Raw genomic sequence first — 14,446 nt, 5'->3', positions numbered from 1 at the left:
GGGTGCGTGGACGTGACTCAGCTCTCGCAAAATAGTATGACTTCCTATTAATGGACGTCAACGCGAGTTTGATCTACTCTCGATCCATGACCGAAGCACCCGCCCGCCTCGCTGCCGACCCCATCGGGGTCGCGCGGGATCAGTGGGTGGATCGCGGGTGGGCCGATGCTGCGCCGGGCATGGCGGCAGTCACCTCGATCATGCGGGCACAACAGATCGTCTCGGCCCGAGTCGATGCGGTGCTGAAGCCGTTCGGCGTGACGTTCGCCCGCTACGAGGTGCTGATGCTGCTGACCTTCAGTCGTCGCGGCAGCCTGCCGATGAAGCTGATCGCATCCCGCCTGCAGGTGCACCCGACGTCCGTCACCAACGCGGTCGACCGGTTGGTGCAGGCCGGGCTCGTCACCCGTACCACGCACCCCGACGATCGGCGCGCGTTCATCGTGGCACTGACACCAGAAGGACGCTCACTCGCGCAAGAAGCGACGGCTGCGCTCAACGAGCAGGTCTTCGGCCGACCGGAACTCGACCGCGACGACCTCGAGTCACTCGTGTCGATCATCGCCCGGATGCGTTCTGCCGCAGGCGATTTCTGAGCACAACTCAACCGCCGACGCACAGGCCGAGCGCGGCGACCAAAACTGACCCGATGACCATCCCGAGCGCATGCACGACGCCCGCCCAGTGCACCTTCGGCGCGAGCAGCAGCCGGGCCGACTCCACAGACGCCGCGCTGAACGTGGTGAACCCGCCCATGGCACCCGTACCGAGCACCTTCGTGGCCTCCGAAGCGTGTCCGAAGTGACCGACGAGCAGGCCTAGCACGAACGATCCGAGCAAGTTGATGACCAGAGTGCCGACCGAGACCCTCACTCGCACCCGCGCGGCGATCCAGGTGTCGAGCACACAACGCAGGAGTGCGCCAGTGCCTCCCCCGAGGGCGATCCAAAGCATCATCGGTTCATGCCCGGCAGTCGGAGCCCGATCCCTGCGGCGAGCACTCCGGCCACGACGCTCGCGGTCGCATAGGCAAGACCGGCGCCCAGGTCACGCTCCACCACCTCGACCGCGAAGGCGCTGTAGGTCGTGAATCCGCCCAACAGACCCGTCCCGAGTCCTAACCGAACTCGTCGGCGTGCACCGCTGTCGTCGGCGAGATGCGCAAGCACCCCGAGCAGAAGGCCGAGCAGAAGCGCACCGAGCACGTTGATGACGAAGGTGGTCCACGGCCAGCCGTCCGCCCGCATCGGGAACCGCTCACTCAGCAGTGCACGCGCGGTCGTGCCGGCGGAACCACCGACGAAAACCAGCGCCGGGAGCACCAGCCGGTCGGAACGAACTGCGGCGGCGTCCGTATCGGGTGGCTGGCGGTTCACCCGGGAAGGCTATCCAGCCGGGTGCTCACTTCACAGGCGAAGGCGTCGCCGCGGACGCGCGGACGGCTCGCTCCATACGCAGCACCGCCGGATCATCGACGCCGCCGACCGGCTCGTCGCCGAAAATCGGGACGATCATGATCAAGCCCCTCGGTGTGCGGCGACCGGCTTCGGCGTCGAATTCGAGGTGCACGTGAACACGGTAGTTCGGACTGTTGTGGCTGGTCCGGATGAACGTCACCTTGGTTTCGGCGCCTACGGATTCGTTCCTCATCCGTAGGGCTCAACCAGCGGTGTGGGCAGGGCTCGACCAGCGTGTTCGGGAGCTCGACCAGCGTCTGATCTCGATCGAGTTGCTTCGTGAACGCGAGAGGTATCGGCGCGCGGGACTTCGTTCCTCAGTCCCCGGCTCAACCAGCGGTACTCCGGAGCTCAACCAGCGGTCCTTGGGAGCTCAACCATCGTGGCAGACATCTGCCAGTACGTCATCGGGGTGGACACCCACGCCGCCACGCACCACTACGCCGTGATCCATCCCGGGACCGGAGCAGTCCTGGACGGAGTTGGAACGGCGCCGCACCGTCACGATCAACATGCTCACCGCGCTGTTACACGCGACCGCGCTCGGTACGGATGCCCGGCACGCGCTCACGATCGCCCAACTGGGGCAGGTCGCGACCTGGCGACCACGCTACGAACCCCTGGACATGACCATCCTGCGTGAACTGGCTACCGAGTACGCCCAAGACATCCTGGTGCTGGATCAACAACGGGCCGCGAACAAGAAACAGATCCGACAGATCGTGCGTCGGTACTCGGGGGCTCACCCAGCGTTGGTCAGGGGTTCTCGGCAGCGGTGATGGCCTTCTGGGCGAGCTTCTTGACGCGGCGGCGGCGCTTGGGGCGCTCGGGGATCATGGAGCGCATCTCCTCCAGCTTGCCGAAGCAGAGCAGACGGTCCTCGGCCTCCAGCACCTTGCCCGGACGCGGCGACGGGGTGACCGAGGTGCCGCGGTGCAGGGTGAGAACAGTGATGTCGCGGTCGGACAAACCGCTGTCCCGCAACGCTTTTCCGACCATCTCCGAGCCGGAGTGCACTGCCAGCTCGGCGACGCCGTACCCGGTCGAGACGGCCAGCCGCTGGCGGACGTCGATCTCGGGGAAGTCGACCTGGTCGCCGATGAAGTCGATGATCGCGCCGGCGACGTCGAGCCTGGTCGCGGTCTCGATGCCCTGCAACCCGGGTGAGGAATTGACCTCCATCACCAACGGCCCGTCATTGCCTTCGAGCATGTCGACACCGGCCACCCGCAGACCCATGATCTGCGCCGCACGAACAGCAGTCGCCTCGTACTCCGGATCGAGTTCGACGGCCTCGACCGAGCCACCACGGTGCACATTGGAGCGGAACTCATCGCCCTGAGCCGTCCGGCGCATCGCAGCGACGACACGGTCACCGACGACCAGCGCCCGGATGTCGCGCCCCTTGCTCTCCTTGACGAAGGCCTGGATCAGCACGTTCTGCGAGGTCGACTGCAAGGTCTCGATGATCGCCTCCGCCACCTTGACCTCCGGCGCCAGGATCACGCCGATGCCCTGCGTCCCCTCGAGCAGCTTGATCACGACGGGAGCGCCGCCGACCTGCTCGATCGCCTGCTTCACATCGGCGCGGTTGCGCACGAAGAAGGTGGCCGGCATGCCGATGTTGTGCCGCGACAGGATCTGCGTGGCGCGCAGCTTGTCGCGGCTGTTGCTGATGCCGTTCGCGGTGTTGGGCGTGTAGACGTCCATCTGCTCGAACTGGCGCACGACAGCCGTACCGAAGTAGGTGATCGAAGCACCGATGCGCGGCAATACCGCGTCGTACGAGGACAATCGGCGACCACGGAACTGCAGGTCGGGTTCGTCGTTCGACAGGTCGATTCCGAAGCGGAGCGTGTTGAGCACCTTCACGTCGTGCCCGCGTTCGAGGGCAGCGGTTCGCAGGCGTTGGGTCGAATAAGCACGCGGCGCACGGGACAGAATCGCGAGTTTCACGGTGGCACCCTGCCACACTGTCCGGGTGCCAGCGCCCAGCGAGTCCAACCTCACCGTCGGCTGGCGCGAGTGGGTCTGCCTGCCCGACCTCGGAGTCGACTGGGTGAAGGCCAAACTCGACACCGGCGCGCGCACCTCCTCGATCCACGCGTACGAGGTGCAGGAGTTCGAACGGGACGGCGTCGACTGGGTGCGCTTCGACGTTCGGCCCTGGCAGAAGTCCACCGACGACATCGTCGCGGCCGAACTCCCCGTGCACGACCGCCGTGACATCCGCAGTTCCAACGGGCAGATCCAGCGCCGCATCGTCGTCTCCACCACGCTGTCGATCGCCGACCGCAGGATCCCCGCCGAGTTCACACTCACCGACCGTGACGAGATGGGTTTCCGGATGCTTGTCGGCCGCGAAGCGCTGCGCCAGGGCTTCCTGGTCGACTCCGGCCACTCCTACTACGGCGGACGCCCGTCGCTGCAGACCCGGCGACGCAACCGGGGCCACGCATGAAGCGCGAGTCGTTCGCGATCGGCAACGTCCGCGTCCGCCCGGGCAGCACGAAGAACACCGAACTGCCGATCACCCGGCTGGTCACCGGCGCCGAGGTCTCGCTGCCGATCCGCGTGGTGCACGGCAAGGAGGACGGCCCGGTCGTCTGGGTCAACGCGGCGATCCACGGCGACGAGGTGGTCGGGGTCGAGGTCATCCGTGAGGTGCTGGCCTCGTTGTACCCCAAGGAATTTCGCGGCACGCTGATCGCCGTCCCGGTCGTCAATGTGCACGGCTTCCTGGCCGGCGACCGCTACCTGCCCGACCGGCGCGACCTCAACCGCAGCTTCCCCGGGTCCGCCCGCGGCTCGCTCGCCGGACGCATCGCGCACCTGTTCCTGCAGGAGGTCGTCGCCAAGTGCGAGGTCGGCATCGACCTGCACACCGCGTCCGACCGGCGCACCAACCTGCCGCAGGTGCGCGCGGACCTCGACGACGCCCGCACCCGCGAACTCGCCACGGCCTTCGCGGCACCGGCGATGATGCACTCCGAGATCCGCGACGGGTCGTTGCGGCACGTCGCCGGCGAGCGCGGCGCGCGCGTCCTGCTCGTCGAATCAGGTGCGCCCCTGCGCCTGGACGACTGGGCGATCGAACCCTGCGTGGTCGGCGTCCGACGGGTGTTGGCGGGGATGGGGATGATCGATCCCTTCGAGGGCGAACCGCCCACGCCGTCCATCGAGTGCCGTGGCAGCGGCTGGGTGCGCGCTCGCCGCACCGGGATCCTGCGCCTGGACGCACACCTGGGACAACACGTCGCCCTCGGCGAGCGGCTCGGTGCGCTCTACGACTCGTTCGGCAAGACGTTGCGCGCCGTGTACGCCGACCGCGACGGCATCATCGTCGGCCACACCGAGGCACCGTTGGTGAACTCCGGCGATGCGCTCGTGCACATCGCCACCATCGTCTGAGCCGATCAGGTCTCGTCGACCCATGCGGCGGCCAACCGCACGCAGCGGCGCAGCGACTGGGTGATCCGCTCGGCGATGTACGGAGCCTCGTCCCGCATGCTCGCGTCGAGCAACTCGTTCGCCGCCCGCGCCCGTTCACCTGGCACGACCGCGAACTGGGCGTTGTCGATCGCGGTCTTCACCGCAGCCGCGGCGTCGCCCAACGCACGGCGCTGATCGTCCGCGACGGTCTCGAGTCCGTCCTCGAGCACCTCGCGAGCAAGGTCTTCGAGCAACAGCGCGCACGCCTGCGTCGCCTCCTTGAGCCCGAGGACATCGGCTCGAACCCGGTCCCACCGCGCCCTCCGGAAGTTGCCGCGTCCCGCACGCCCGGCCTCCTCACCCAATTCGCGAAGAACCGCGGCGGACGCCGGCAGTCCCTGCAGACAGGACGTGCGCAACTGTTCCTCCGTCTGCGGCGTGGGATGACGGAAGTGGTCGGCGAAGGCCTGCAGTGAATCCCCGATGTCGGTACGCACGACCATCGCGTGGCGTTCGACGTCATGCAATCCGAGGGAGGGGAAGACAGTGGCATTGACGACGAGACCCACCACCATGCCGAGCGTGATCTGCAGCAGGTAGCCGAGCGTGTAGTCGTTCAGGTCGTTGCGCCCGGCGGTGAAGACGAACAGCGCCGCCAACGGAACCCACGTGCTCTGCGCGCCCAACCGGGCGACTTTGCCGACCAGGATGCCCGCCCCGAGCGCGATGCCGACACTGAAGGCGTTGGGCAGCGCCGTCTTGTAGAGCGTCAGCGCACCCAGGACTCCGATGGTGAAGGCGATCCCGGCCTTGAAGGCTTCCTTGACGGAGTCGCTGAGCACGGAGTACATGACGGTGAGCGCGCCGAGCGGGGCGTAGTAGGAGTACTGCGCGAGTTCGGGTGGCAGCAGGTTTCCCAGCTTCCACGCAACCGCGGACGCGACGCCGGTCTTGATCGTCAGCCCGACCAAGGGATGCTGGTTGATGCCGCTGACCTTCGCGATGTTCCTACCGCGGTGATGGCGTACGTCGTCCGCCCTTCGACGGCGGATCCGTTCGATCACCCGCGCCCTTCTGCGGCGGTGCTGCGTGTCGTTCAAGTGCGGCCCTGTCTGATGGTGCGACCCCCGAGGTGCATCGGATCGACGATGCCAGCCGATACCGGACGTATGGGGGCCGTGCAGCCCTCGACTTCGGCACGTCTATTGAGGCCACCCGTGGGTATGAGTGAATCAGTCACGCGTCCAAGTGCGGGCTCCGGGAAATCGTCTGAAATCGTGGAGCTCATGGACGAGTTGACCATCGCGGTGTTGATCCTGGTCGCGTGCGATCTGCTGGTGGCCGCCGCCATCGGCTGGACGACGTGGGCCGCCGTGACCGGACGGCTGAGGCCCAATCAGTGGGCGGGTATCCGCACCGCGCGGACGATGCGCAACCAGGCCGCGTGGCGGGCCGGGCACACGGCCGCCTGGCCGATGGCCCGATCCCTGACCGTTGCGTCCGGTATCTGCGCCGTCGCCGGCTTGCTGCTCCTGATCCCTGGGTGGAAGATCGCGGCTGCCGTCGTCGCGTTCGCGCCCGAGGTTTTCGTACTGGCGGCCGCATGGCCCCTGACCCGGACCGCCGGCGAGGCTGCCGATGCAACCGACTGAGGCCGGCGGCTGTCCGGGAGGCCTGCTGATGCCCGGACGGTGCAGTACGGGTCGAATCTCAATACCCTTACCGTGTGGTTGATTCCTTCCTGCCGCAACGGGCGAAGGCCGTCGAGAAGTGGTTCGTGGAACGGATCGGGTGGATCGAGTCGGCGATCTTCGTGCTCGAACAACCCACCTCCACCGGTGCAACGGCCGGTGCTGCAGATGCCTGACAGCCGGCGGGTGGTGGTCGTCGGCAGCGGGCCCAACGGTCTGGCTGCGGCCGTCACTCTGGCCCGGGCCGGCCTGGAGGTCGAGGTTCTCGAGCGGAACGGCTGGGTCGGCGGCGGCACCGCCACCCGCGAGATCACCCTTCCCGGGTTCCGGCACGATCTGGCCGGCGCCGTCCACCCGATGGCACTGGCGAGCCCGTTCTTCCAGGCATTCGGGCTGACCGACCGGATCGAACTCGTCGTGCCCGAGGTCTCGTTCGGTCACCCGCTGCCCGACGGACGCACGGGCCGCGGCTACCGCGACCTCGACCGCACCGCCGAAGCGATCGGTGGACGCGACGGCGAGGCGTACCGCGACCTGCTGCGGCCGATCGTCGACCGGATCGACGCGGTCTCGCAGTTCGCGACCAGCCCGCTGATCGGTGTGCCGAAGCACCTGGCCGGACCCGCGATCTACGGCGCACGCTCGCTGGAGCTTGGAACTTACTTGTGGGGGTTGCGTTTTCGCGACGAAGTCGCCCCGGCGATGCTCATCGGGTGCAGCGCGCACACCATCGGTCAGCACCCACGCCTGGCGATGGCGGGGGCCGGCCTGATGCTGAGCGCAACTGCACATGCCGCCGGCTGGCCACTGCCCGTCGGCGGGTCGCAGGCGATCGCCGACGCCCTCGTCGCCGACCTGGAGCATCACGGCGGACGCGTCCGCACCGGTGTCGAAGTGACCGACCTGCGCGAGTTGGACGGGTACGACGGGGCGGTGCTGGACGTCGCGGTGCCCGGCTTGCTGCGCCTCGCCGGCGACCGGCTCCCCGCCGGGTATCGGCGTGCACTTCAGCGCTTCAAGCACGGCAACGGCGTCTCGAAGGTCGACATGGCGCTCGACGGTCCCATCCCCTGGACCGACCCGGTGCTGCGCGAGACGCCGACCATTCACCTCGGCGGCACCCGCGCACAGATCGCGGACGCCGAGCGTCAGGTCGCGCGCGGTCGCATCCCGGACCGGCCGTACATCCTGTTGGTACAACCGACCGTGGTCGACCCGTCGCGAGCACCGGCAGGCAAGCACGTGCTGTGGGCGTACGGGCACGTGCCGTACGCCAGCGACCATGACATCACCGAGAGGGCCACCGCGATGATCGAGGAGCATGCACCCGGTTTCCGCGACCTGATCCTGGCTTCGACGGCGACCAGGGCAACGGACTTCGAACGTGCGGTGAGCCCGAACTTCGCCGGGGGCGACTTCTCCTCCGGTGCGGTGACGATGACTCAGATGATCAAGCGCCCGGTGGCATCGCCGACCCCGTGGCGAACCCCGTTGGACGGCGTTTACATCGCTTCGGGTGCGACCTCGCCCGGTCCCAGCGTGCACGGCATGTCCGGCTGGTGGGCCGCGCGAACCCTGTTGGACGACAACAACATTCCGCTGCCCTCGCTCAGTGCGTGAGTTTGAGCTTGCCCCCAGGGGCCGTCTTGTCGCTGTCCGGGTACGGCGCCCCTCGTCCGGGAATCTCATCGCTGAGGTTCTGCTTCGAAGGTCTCACATCTGTCGCCGGCAGGCGACTCGCCCCGGCTCGGGTTCCTTCGTGGAATCGGACGGCGGCGCGTGGATCCCACGAAGGAACCCGAGCCGGGCTGCCCGCGTTGGAGCGGGCAGCCCGTACTCTGTGTAACGACCTGTCACCCCACCAGAAACGACGATGGACGACCAACCTCCGCATACCGGCCCCTTCCCCTCCTACCCGGTTGAGGCCCGCCGATGAGCATCGCGCTCTCGCTGCTGGCCGGAATCGTGGTCGTGCTGCTCATCACCGCAGTCACCGCATACTTCGTCGCGCAGGAATTCGCCTACATGGCGGTCGATCGTTCCAAGCTGGCTGCTCGGGCAGCCTCCGGGGACGAGGGCGCGCAGCGCACCCTGGAGATCACCAAGCGCACCTCGTTCATGCTTTCTGGCGCGCAGCTGGGCATCACCGTGACCGGACTGCTCGTGGGTTACGTCGCCGAGCCGCTGATCGGTTCGGCCCTCGGCGAGGTGATGGAACGCGGCGGCCTCACGATGGGAGTCTCGGTCGCGATCGGCAGCATCCTGGCGCTGCTGTTCTCCACCTTCGTCCAGATGCTCTTCGGTGAGCTCTACCCCAAGAACTACGCGATCGCGCGTGCCGACCAGATGTCCGGGCTGCTGTCGCGCTCGACGAAGATCTACCTGGCCGTGTTCGGCCCTATCATCTGGGTCTTCGACAAGGCGGCCGAGCTCTTCCTGCGCATGCTGAACATCGAGCCGGTGCACGACGTCGAGCACTCGGCCACCGCGGTCGACTTGGAACACGTCGTCGAGGAGTCGCGCGAACGCGGCGAACTGTCGGCCGAACTGTCGAACGTGCTTGACCGCATCATCGACTTCCCGCGGCAGAACGTCGAGCACGCGATGATGCCGCGCTCGCGCGTCGACGTCGTCCGTGACACCGCCACCGTCGGCGAGGTGCGCGAACTGATGTCGACCGGGCACACCCGTTACCCCGTGCTCGACGACGAGGAGCACATCCTCGGTGTCGTGCACCTGGTCGACGTGTTGAACGTCGTCGACCTGGCGACCCCGGTCACCGACATCGCCAAGCCGCCGTTGGTGCTGTCGTCCCTGATGGACCTGCCCGACGCCCTCGAGCAGATGGACGCCGAGCGCCAGGTGCTCGCCTGCGTCGTGGACGAGTACGGCGGCTTCACCGGCATTCTCACCGTCGAGGATCTCGCCGAGGAGATCGTCGGCGAACTAACCGACGAGCACGACCCCGAGGACGAGTCCTACGAACCCAAACCGGACGACGGAATCTGGGTGATGGGCGGTGATGTCCACGTCGACGAGGTGGAGCGTTCCCTGCACATCGACCTGCCCGAGGGCGACTACGAGACCGTCGCCGGCCTGATCATCGATGCCTACGGTTCGCTGCCGGAGGAAGGCGTGATCGTCGACGTCGAACTACCGATCGACGCAGCCGATCTCGTGGCCGACGAGCCGACCGACCCGCACGTCCTGCGGGCCGAGGTGCTGGAGGTGGAGCACTACGTGCCCACCCGCGTGCGACTCACCCTTCCGGAGCCCGCGCTGGTCCGCGAGGAGCGCGAGGATGAGGCGGACCGCGTCGAGCGGGCAGCCGCGGACGAGGAGGGACGGGCATGAGCACGACCACCGTCGTCCTTGCGACCATCGCGATCATCGTGTTGTCGGCGTTCTTCGTCGCGACGGAGTTCTCGCTCATGGCCGCGCGCAGGCACCGCCTCGAAGAACTCGCGTCCAACTCACGTGCGGCGCGCGCTGCGCTGCGCAACTCCAGCGAACTGACGCTGCTGTTGGCCGGGTCCCAGCTCGGCATCACCATGTGCACCCTGGCCCTCGGTGCGATCACCAAGCCTGCGGTGCACCACTGGTTGATGCCTCCGCTGGAGGCGGTCGGGCTCGGACCGACGTTCGCCGACGTGCTCGCGTTCGTCTTCGCGCTGATCATCGTCACCTTCCTGCACCTGGTGATCGGTGAGATGGCGCCGAAGTCCTGGGCCATCGCGCACCCGGAGATGTCGGCCACCGTGCTGGCCATCCCGATGCGCGCCTTCATGTGGCTGACCCGCCCGGTGCTGCGCCTGCTGAACGAGTCGGCCAACCGGTTGGTGCGCCGTAGTGGCGTCGAGCCGGTCGACGAGCTGACGATCGCCGGTGACCCGCAGGCTCTTCGCGCGCTGGTCGAACACTCCGCGAACGTCGGCGCGCTCGAACTCGGCTACCAGTCGTCCATCACCCAGGCCCTCGGCCTGGAGGACCTCACGGTCGGCAACCTGTTGCGCAAGGGCGCTCAGGTCACCTCGGTCGCCGGCTCCGCCACCGTGCGCGATGTTCAGGAGGCGACCCGTCGCAGCGGTCACCTGCGGGTGCTGCTCAAGGACGGCGACCACGTCCGTGGGTTCGTGCACGTGCGCGACACCCTCAGCGGGGTCGAGTTGGACGACTTCGCCGGGCCTCTCGCGCGTCCGGTGGTGGAGTTCCAGCGCACCACTCCGTTGCACCAGGCCATCGCGACCATGCGGGAGACCAGCACTCAACTGGCGGTCATCCGCAACGGCGAGAGGTTCGCCGGTGTGCTGACGTTGACCGACATCCTGCCGAGCTTGTTCCCGCGCGGGGTCGAGGCCCACGACTGACCTTTGAATGCATGAACGGCCACCCGGCGACCTGGGTGGCCGTTCATTCTCACCTTGGTTTCGGCGCATGCGAATTCGTTCCTCATTCGCATGGCTCAACCAGCGGTCAGGAGTCGCCGGGTCAGGTTTCCACTCGCGGTAGATCGACTCGATCTGTTCGGCGTACTCAACCAGCGGTCGGGTTTCGCCGGGTCAGGTTTCCACTCGCGGTAGATCGACTCGATCTGTTCGGCGTACTCAACCAGCGGTCGGGTTTCGCCGGGTCAGGTTTCTACTCGCGGTAGATCGACTCGATCTGTTCGGCGTACTCAACCAGCGGTCAGGGTTCGCCGGGTCAGGTTTCTACTCGCGGTAGATCGACTCGATCTGTTCGGCGTACTTCTGCTCGACGACGTGGCGCTTGATCTTCATCGTGGCGGTCAGTTCGCCGGTCTCCTCGGTGAAGTCGTCGGGTAGCACGACGAACTTGCGGATGCCTTCGGCCTTGGACACGGCGGCGCTCGCCTCATCGACGGCAACCTGGATCTCGGCGCGTAATTTGTCGTCGGAGGCGAGGTCGGGGCCGACCTGCTTGCCGTTCGCCGAGGCCCAGTCGGCGACGCCCTCGGGATCGAGCGCGATCAACGCCGACACGAACGGGCGTCCCTCGCCGACGAGCATCGCGTGACCGATCACCTCGTGCGAGCGCAGTTGCTCCTCCAACGGTCCGGGGGCGACGTTCTTGCCGCCGGCGGTGACGATGATCTCCTTGGCGCGTCCGGTGATCCGCAGATAACCGTCGGCGTCGAGTTCACCAAGATCGCCGGTCTTGAACCAGCCGTCGTGGAAAGCATCGCGGGTGGCGTCCGAGTTCTGCCAGTACTGCTCGAACACGACCGGACCGCGCAGTTCGATCTCACCGTTCTCGGCGATCCGGACCGCGTTGCCGGCGACCGGTCGACCGACGGTGCCGATGCGCTGCACGCCCGGACCGTTCACCGTGATCGCCGCGCAGGTCTCGGTCAGGCCGTAGCCCTCGTACGCGGGCACCCCGATGCCGCGGTAGAAGTGGGTGAGCGTCTCCCCCAGCGCGCCACCGCCGGTGATCGCGACCGAGCAGCGTCCGCCCATCGCTTCGCGCACCTTGGAGTAGACGAGCTTGTCGAACAGCCGGTGCTCCGCGCGCAGCCGGACCGACGGTTTCGTGGCGTCATCCAGACCCGAGTTGCCCTGGCACTTGCTCCACTCGATCGCGACCCGTTCGGCGCGACGGAAGATCTCGGCCTTGACCGGTCCGCCGGCGAGAGCCTTCGCGCGGACGCCGCCGTGCACCTTCTCCAGCACCCGCGGCACGCACAGGATCATGTCGGGCCTGAAGGAACCGAACTTGTCCACGATCGTCTTGAAATCGCCCCAGAACCCGATCGTGGCGCGACCCTCGTAGGCCGCGTAGGTCACGGCCCGCGCCAACACGTGCGCGAGCGGCAGGAACATCAGGGTGCGCTTGCCGGAGCCGGCGACCGACTCACCGATCGGGTGGGCGAGTACACCGCGCGCCTCGGCAAGCAGGCTGCGGTGGGTGATCACGCAACCCTTCGGGCGTCCGGTGGTGCCGGAGGTGTAGATGATCGAGGCGGGTGAGTCGAGCGTCAGACCGTCCAGGCGCGCCTCGATCGCGTCGTCGGGCACGTCCACCCCGCGCCGACGCAGGAGGCCGGTAGCGCCGTCGTCGATGACCATGATGTCGGCATCAGCGAGGTCGGCCCCGGAGAGGTTGTCGCGCGCAATCGCGTCCTCCACCAACAGGATTCGTGCACCGGAGTCCTGGACGATCCACTCGACCTGCGACGGCGAGGACGACGGATAGATCGGTACGGTCGCGCCACCGACGGCCCACACGGACGCGTCGAGCAGGATCCACTCATATCGAGTGTTGGCCATCAGTGCGACGCGGTCGCCGGCACCGACGCCGGACGCGAGGAGTCCCTTGGCCGTCGCCTTCACCTCGGCCAGGAAGCGTTCGGCGGTGACCGGCAGCCACTGTCCGTTCTCGAACCGCTCGAAGCTGGTGTGCTGCGGACGCTCGGCAGCACGACGCCACGGGAGGCGGGCGAGAATCCCGTCCTCGTCGAGGGTGAAGTCCTGCTCCACCGCGAACTCACGGACGGACGTACTGCTGCTCACTCGGGATCCCCCTGATCGGTTTGGAAACGGCCGAATCAGGTTAGCCGCCACACGGATGGGACCTACGTCGCGGCCGAGCCGGACGGTCAGCGGCCAGAGACGTTCTCCAGCACGAGCGCCAGTCCCTGACCCACTCCGATGCAGATCGCAGCTACACCCCACCGCTGGCCCGACGCTTGCAGCGCCCGGGCCAGGGTGCCGACCACGCGACCGCCGGACGCGCCGAGCGGGTGACCGATCGCGATCGCGCCTCCGTGGGTGTTCACGATCTCGGGGTCGATGTCCCAGGCATCGACGCAGGCGAGCGACTGGGCGGCGAACGCCTCGTTCAACTCCACCAGGGACACGTCCGACCAGTTGATGCCGGCCTTCGCGAGCGCGCGATTTGCAGCTTCCACCGGCGCGAACCCGAAGAACTGCGGCTCGTTCGCTGCCGCGCCACGGCCGGCGATCCGCGCGAGCGGCTGCAGACCGGTCAGGTCGGCAGCGGCCTCGGACCCCACCAGCACCGCGCTCGCACCGTCGTTCAGCGGCGAGGCGTTACCGGCGGTGACCGTGCCGTTCTCCTTGCGGAACGAGGTCTTCAGGCCGGCCAGCTTCTCGACGGTGGTGTCGGGACGGATGGATTCGTCACGGGTCAGCTCGACCTCGGGAACGGCAACGACCTGGTTGTCGAAGAAGCCGTCGCCCCAGGCTCGGTTCGCCAAACGGTGTGAGCGAGCGGCGAATTCGTCCTGTCGGTCACGGGTGACGCCGTGCTTCTCACGCAATTGCTCGGTCGCCTCACCCAAGGACACCGTCCACTCCGGTCGCATCCTCTTGTTGACCAGACGCCACCCCAGGGTGGTCGAGACCAGGTCCATGTTTCCGGCCTGGAAGGGCTTCTCCGGCTTCGGCATCACCAGCGGTGCGCGGCTCATCGACTCGACGCCGCCGGCGATCACGACGTCCGCATCGCCGACCTCGATCGCACGGGAGGCGAGCATCACCGCGTCCAGGCTCGAGCCACACAGCCGGTTGACCGCGGCGGCCGGAATGCCCACCGGTAGGCCCGCGAGCAACCCGGCCATACGCGCCACGTTGCGGTTCTCCTCGCCCGCACCGTTGGCGTTGCCGAGAAGGATCTCGTCGATGCGTTCGGGGTCCAATGCCGTTGCGCGCCGCGCTTGTTCACCGACGACCAGTGCGGCGAGGTCGTCCGGGCGCGTGCCGGCGAGCGCACCGCCGTAACGACCGAAGGGGGTACGAACGGCGTCGTAGACGAATGATGCGCCCATGGAGAGCTCCTTGTCGCGGCAACGATCACATCGACGGATGGTGATGACTTTAGGAGCAC

Annotated in this window: 16 protein-coding genes and 1 riboswitch; of the genes, 9 read left to right on the top strand and 7 right to left on the bottom strand. The window is 67.5% G+C overall.

Features of this window, described 5'->3' with window-relative positions; all coding sequences use genetic code 11:
- Nucleotides 1-86 precede the first annotated feature (86 nt).
- Nucleotides 87-596 carry a MarR family winged helix-turn-helix transcriptional regulator gene (locus ACYU8W_RS04360; protein ID WP_141927120.1) on the top strand — a complete coding sequence of 170 codons (510 nt, stop codon included), beginning with the start codon at nucleotides 87-89 and terminating at the stop codon, nucleotides 594-596.
- A 7-nt stretch (nucleotides 597-603) separates the two neighbouring features.
- On the opposite strand, the gene ACYU8W_RS04355 is transcribed toward ACYU8W_RS04360, so the two are convergent.
- From ACYU8W_RS04355 to ACYU8W_RS04345, 3 genes are read right to left on the bottom strand one after another with little or no spacing between them, the layout of a single operon-like run.
- Nucleotides 604-957, bottom strand: coding sequence for a fluoride efflux transporter FluC (locus ACYU8W_RS04355; RefSeq protein WP_499466938.1), 354 nt, complete (start codon nucleotides 955-957; stop codon nucleotides 604-606).
- Nucleotides 954-1,376, bottom strand: a complete 423-nt coding sequence (locus tag ACYU8W_RS04350) for a CrcB family protein (RefSeq protein WP_499466936.1) — start codon at nucleotides 1,374-1,376, stop codon at nucleotides 954-956. Before ACYU8W_RS04350 ends, ACYU8W_RS04355 begins: the two co-directional genes overlap by 4 nt.
- Before the next feature lie 25 nt (nucleotides 1,377-1,401).
- Nucleotides 1,402-1,569 (bottom strand): hypothetical protein, encoded by a 168-nt coding sequence (locus ACYU8W_RS04345; protein WP_168990206.1) that lies wholly within the window; start codon nucleotides 1,567-1,569, stop codon nucleotides 1,402-1,404.
- A gap of 400 nt (nucleotides 1,570-1,969) precedes the next feature.
- On the opposite strand from ACYU8W_RS04345, the gene ACYU8W_RS04340 reads away from it, so the two are divergent.
- Nucleotides 1,970-2,236 carry a hypothetical protein gene (locus ACYU8W_RS04340; protein WP_499466934.1) on the top strand — a complete coding sequence of 89 codons (267 nt, stop codon included), beginning with the start codon at nucleotides 1,970-1,972 and terminating at the stop codon, nucleotides 2,234-2,236.
- Here the strand turns inward: ACYU8W_RS04340 and ACYU8W_RS04335 are convergent.
- Complete coding sequence (locus ACYU8W_RS04335) at nucleotides 2,214-3,413, bottom strand: RimK family alpha-L-glutamate ligase (RefSeq protein WP_141927124.1); 1,200 nt, start codon at nucleotides 3,411-3,413, stop codon at nucleotides 2,214-2,216. The genes ACYU8W_RS04340 and ACYU8W_RS04335 overlap by 23 nt on opposite strands.
- Nucleotides 3,414-3,438: 25 nt before the next feature.
- On the opposite strand from ACYU8W_RS04335, the gene ACYU8W_RS04330 reads away from it, so the two are divergent.
- Both ACYU8W_RS04330 and ACYU8W_RS04325 read left to right on the top strand, forming a co-directional pair.
- The gene (locus tag ACYU8W_RS04330) at nucleotides 3,439-3,918 is read left to right on the top strand and encodes an ATP-dependent zinc protease family protein (protein WP_129625402.1); all 480 of its coding nucleotides are present in this window, start codon (nucleotides 3,439-3,441) and stop codon (nucleotides 3,916-3,918) included.
- The gene (locus ACYU8W_RS04325; RefSeq protein ID WP_141927125.1) at nucleotides 3,915-4,868 is read left to right on the top strand and encodes a succinylglutamate desuccinylase/aspartoacylase family protein; all 954 of its coding nucleotides are present in this window, start codon (nucleotides 3,915-3,917) and stop codon (nucleotides 4,866-4,868) included. The genes ACYU8W_RS04330 and ACYU8W_RS04325 overlap by 4 nt, the downstream gene beginning before the upstream one ends.
- Nucleotides 4,869-4,873: 5 nt before the next feature.
- Here ACYU8W_RS04325 and ACYU8W_RS04320 read toward each other — a convergent pair whose 3' ends face one another.
- The gene (locus tag ACYU8W_RS04320; RefSeq protein ID WP_499466931.1) at nucleotides 4,874-5,953 is read right to left on the bottom strand and encodes an FUSC family protein; all 1,080 of its coding nucleotides are present in this window, start codon (nucleotides 5,951-5,953) and stop codon (nucleotides 4,874-4,876) included.
- A 222-nt stretch (nucleotides 5,954-6,175) separates the two neighbouring features.
- Here ACYU8W_RS04320 and ACYU8W_RS04315 point away from each other — a divergent pair, with 222 nt between their 5' ends.
- The 5 genes from ACYU8W_RS04315 (at nucleotide 6,176) to ACYU8W_RS04295 (ending at nucleotide 10,947) form a co-directional block, all read left to right on the top strand.
- Nucleotides 6,176-6,541 (top strand): SdpI family protein, encoded by a 366-nt coding sequence (locus tag ACYU8W_RS04315; protein WP_499466929.1) that lies wholly within the window; start codon nucleotides 6,176-6,178, stop codon nucleotides 6,539-6,541.
- A 74-nt stretch (nucleotides 6,542-6,615) separates the two neighbouring features.
- The gene (locus ACYU8W_RS04310; RefSeq protein ID WP_499466927.1) at nucleotides 6,616-6,756 is read left to right on the top strand and encodes a hypothetical protein; all 141 of its coding nucleotides are present in this window, start codon (nucleotides 6,616-6,618) and stop codon (nucleotides 6,754-6,756) included.
- Nucleotides 6,749-8,200 (top strand): phytoene desaturase family protein, encoded by a 1,452-nt coding sequence (locus ACYU8W_RS04305; protein WP_499466925.1) that lies wholly within the window; start codon nucleotides 6,749-6,751, stop codon nucleotides 8,198-8,200. The genes ACYU8W_RS04310 and ACYU8W_RS04305 overlap by 8 nt, the downstream gene beginning before the upstream one ends.
- Nucleotides 8,201-8,215: 15 nt before the next feature.
- Nucleotides 8,216-8,283: riboswitch (guanidine-III (ykkC-III) riboswitch) on the bottom strand.
- 229 nt (nucleotides 8,284-8,512) lie between these two features.
- Nucleotides 8,513-9,934, top strand: coding sequence for a hemolysin family protein (locus tag ACYU8W_RS04300; protein ID WP_499466923.1), 1,422 nt, complete (start codon nucleotides 8,513-8,515; stop codon nucleotides 9,932-9,934).
- Nucleotides 9,931-10,947, top strand: a complete 1,017-nt coding sequence (locus tag ACYU8W_RS04295) for a CNNM domain-containing protein (protein ID WP_129625395.1) — start codon at nucleotides 9,931-9,933, stop codon at nucleotides 10,945-10,947. Before ACYU8W_RS04300 ends, ACYU8W_RS04295 begins: the two co-directional genes overlap by 4 nt.
- 342 nt (nucleotides 10,948-11,289) lie before the next feature.
- Here the strand turns inward: ACYU8W_RS04295 and ACYU8W_RS04290 are convergent, their stop codons facing one another.
- Nucleotides 11,290-13,110 carry an AMP-dependent synthetase/ligase gene (locus ACYU8W_RS04290; RefSeq protein WP_499466921.1) on the bottom strand — a complete coding sequence of 607 codons (1,821 nt, stop codon included), beginning with the start codon at nucleotides 13,108-13,110 and terminating at the stop codon, nucleotides 11,290-11,292.
- A gap of 86 nt (nucleotides 13,111-13,196) precedes the next feature.
- Nucleotides 13,197-14,387, bottom strand: coding sequence for a thiolase family protein (locus tag ACYU8W_RS04285; RefSeq protein WP_499466919.1), 1,191 nt, complete (start codon nucleotides 14,385-14,387; stop codon nucleotides 13,197-13,199).
- Between the last annotated feature and the right edge of the window lie 59 nt (nucleotides 14,388-14,446).

The organism is Yimella radicis (genome assembly GCF_054778255.1).
The sequence above is the reverse complement of the archived record's forward strand: the minus strand, read 5'-3'. Positions and strand labels throughout refer to the sequence as shown.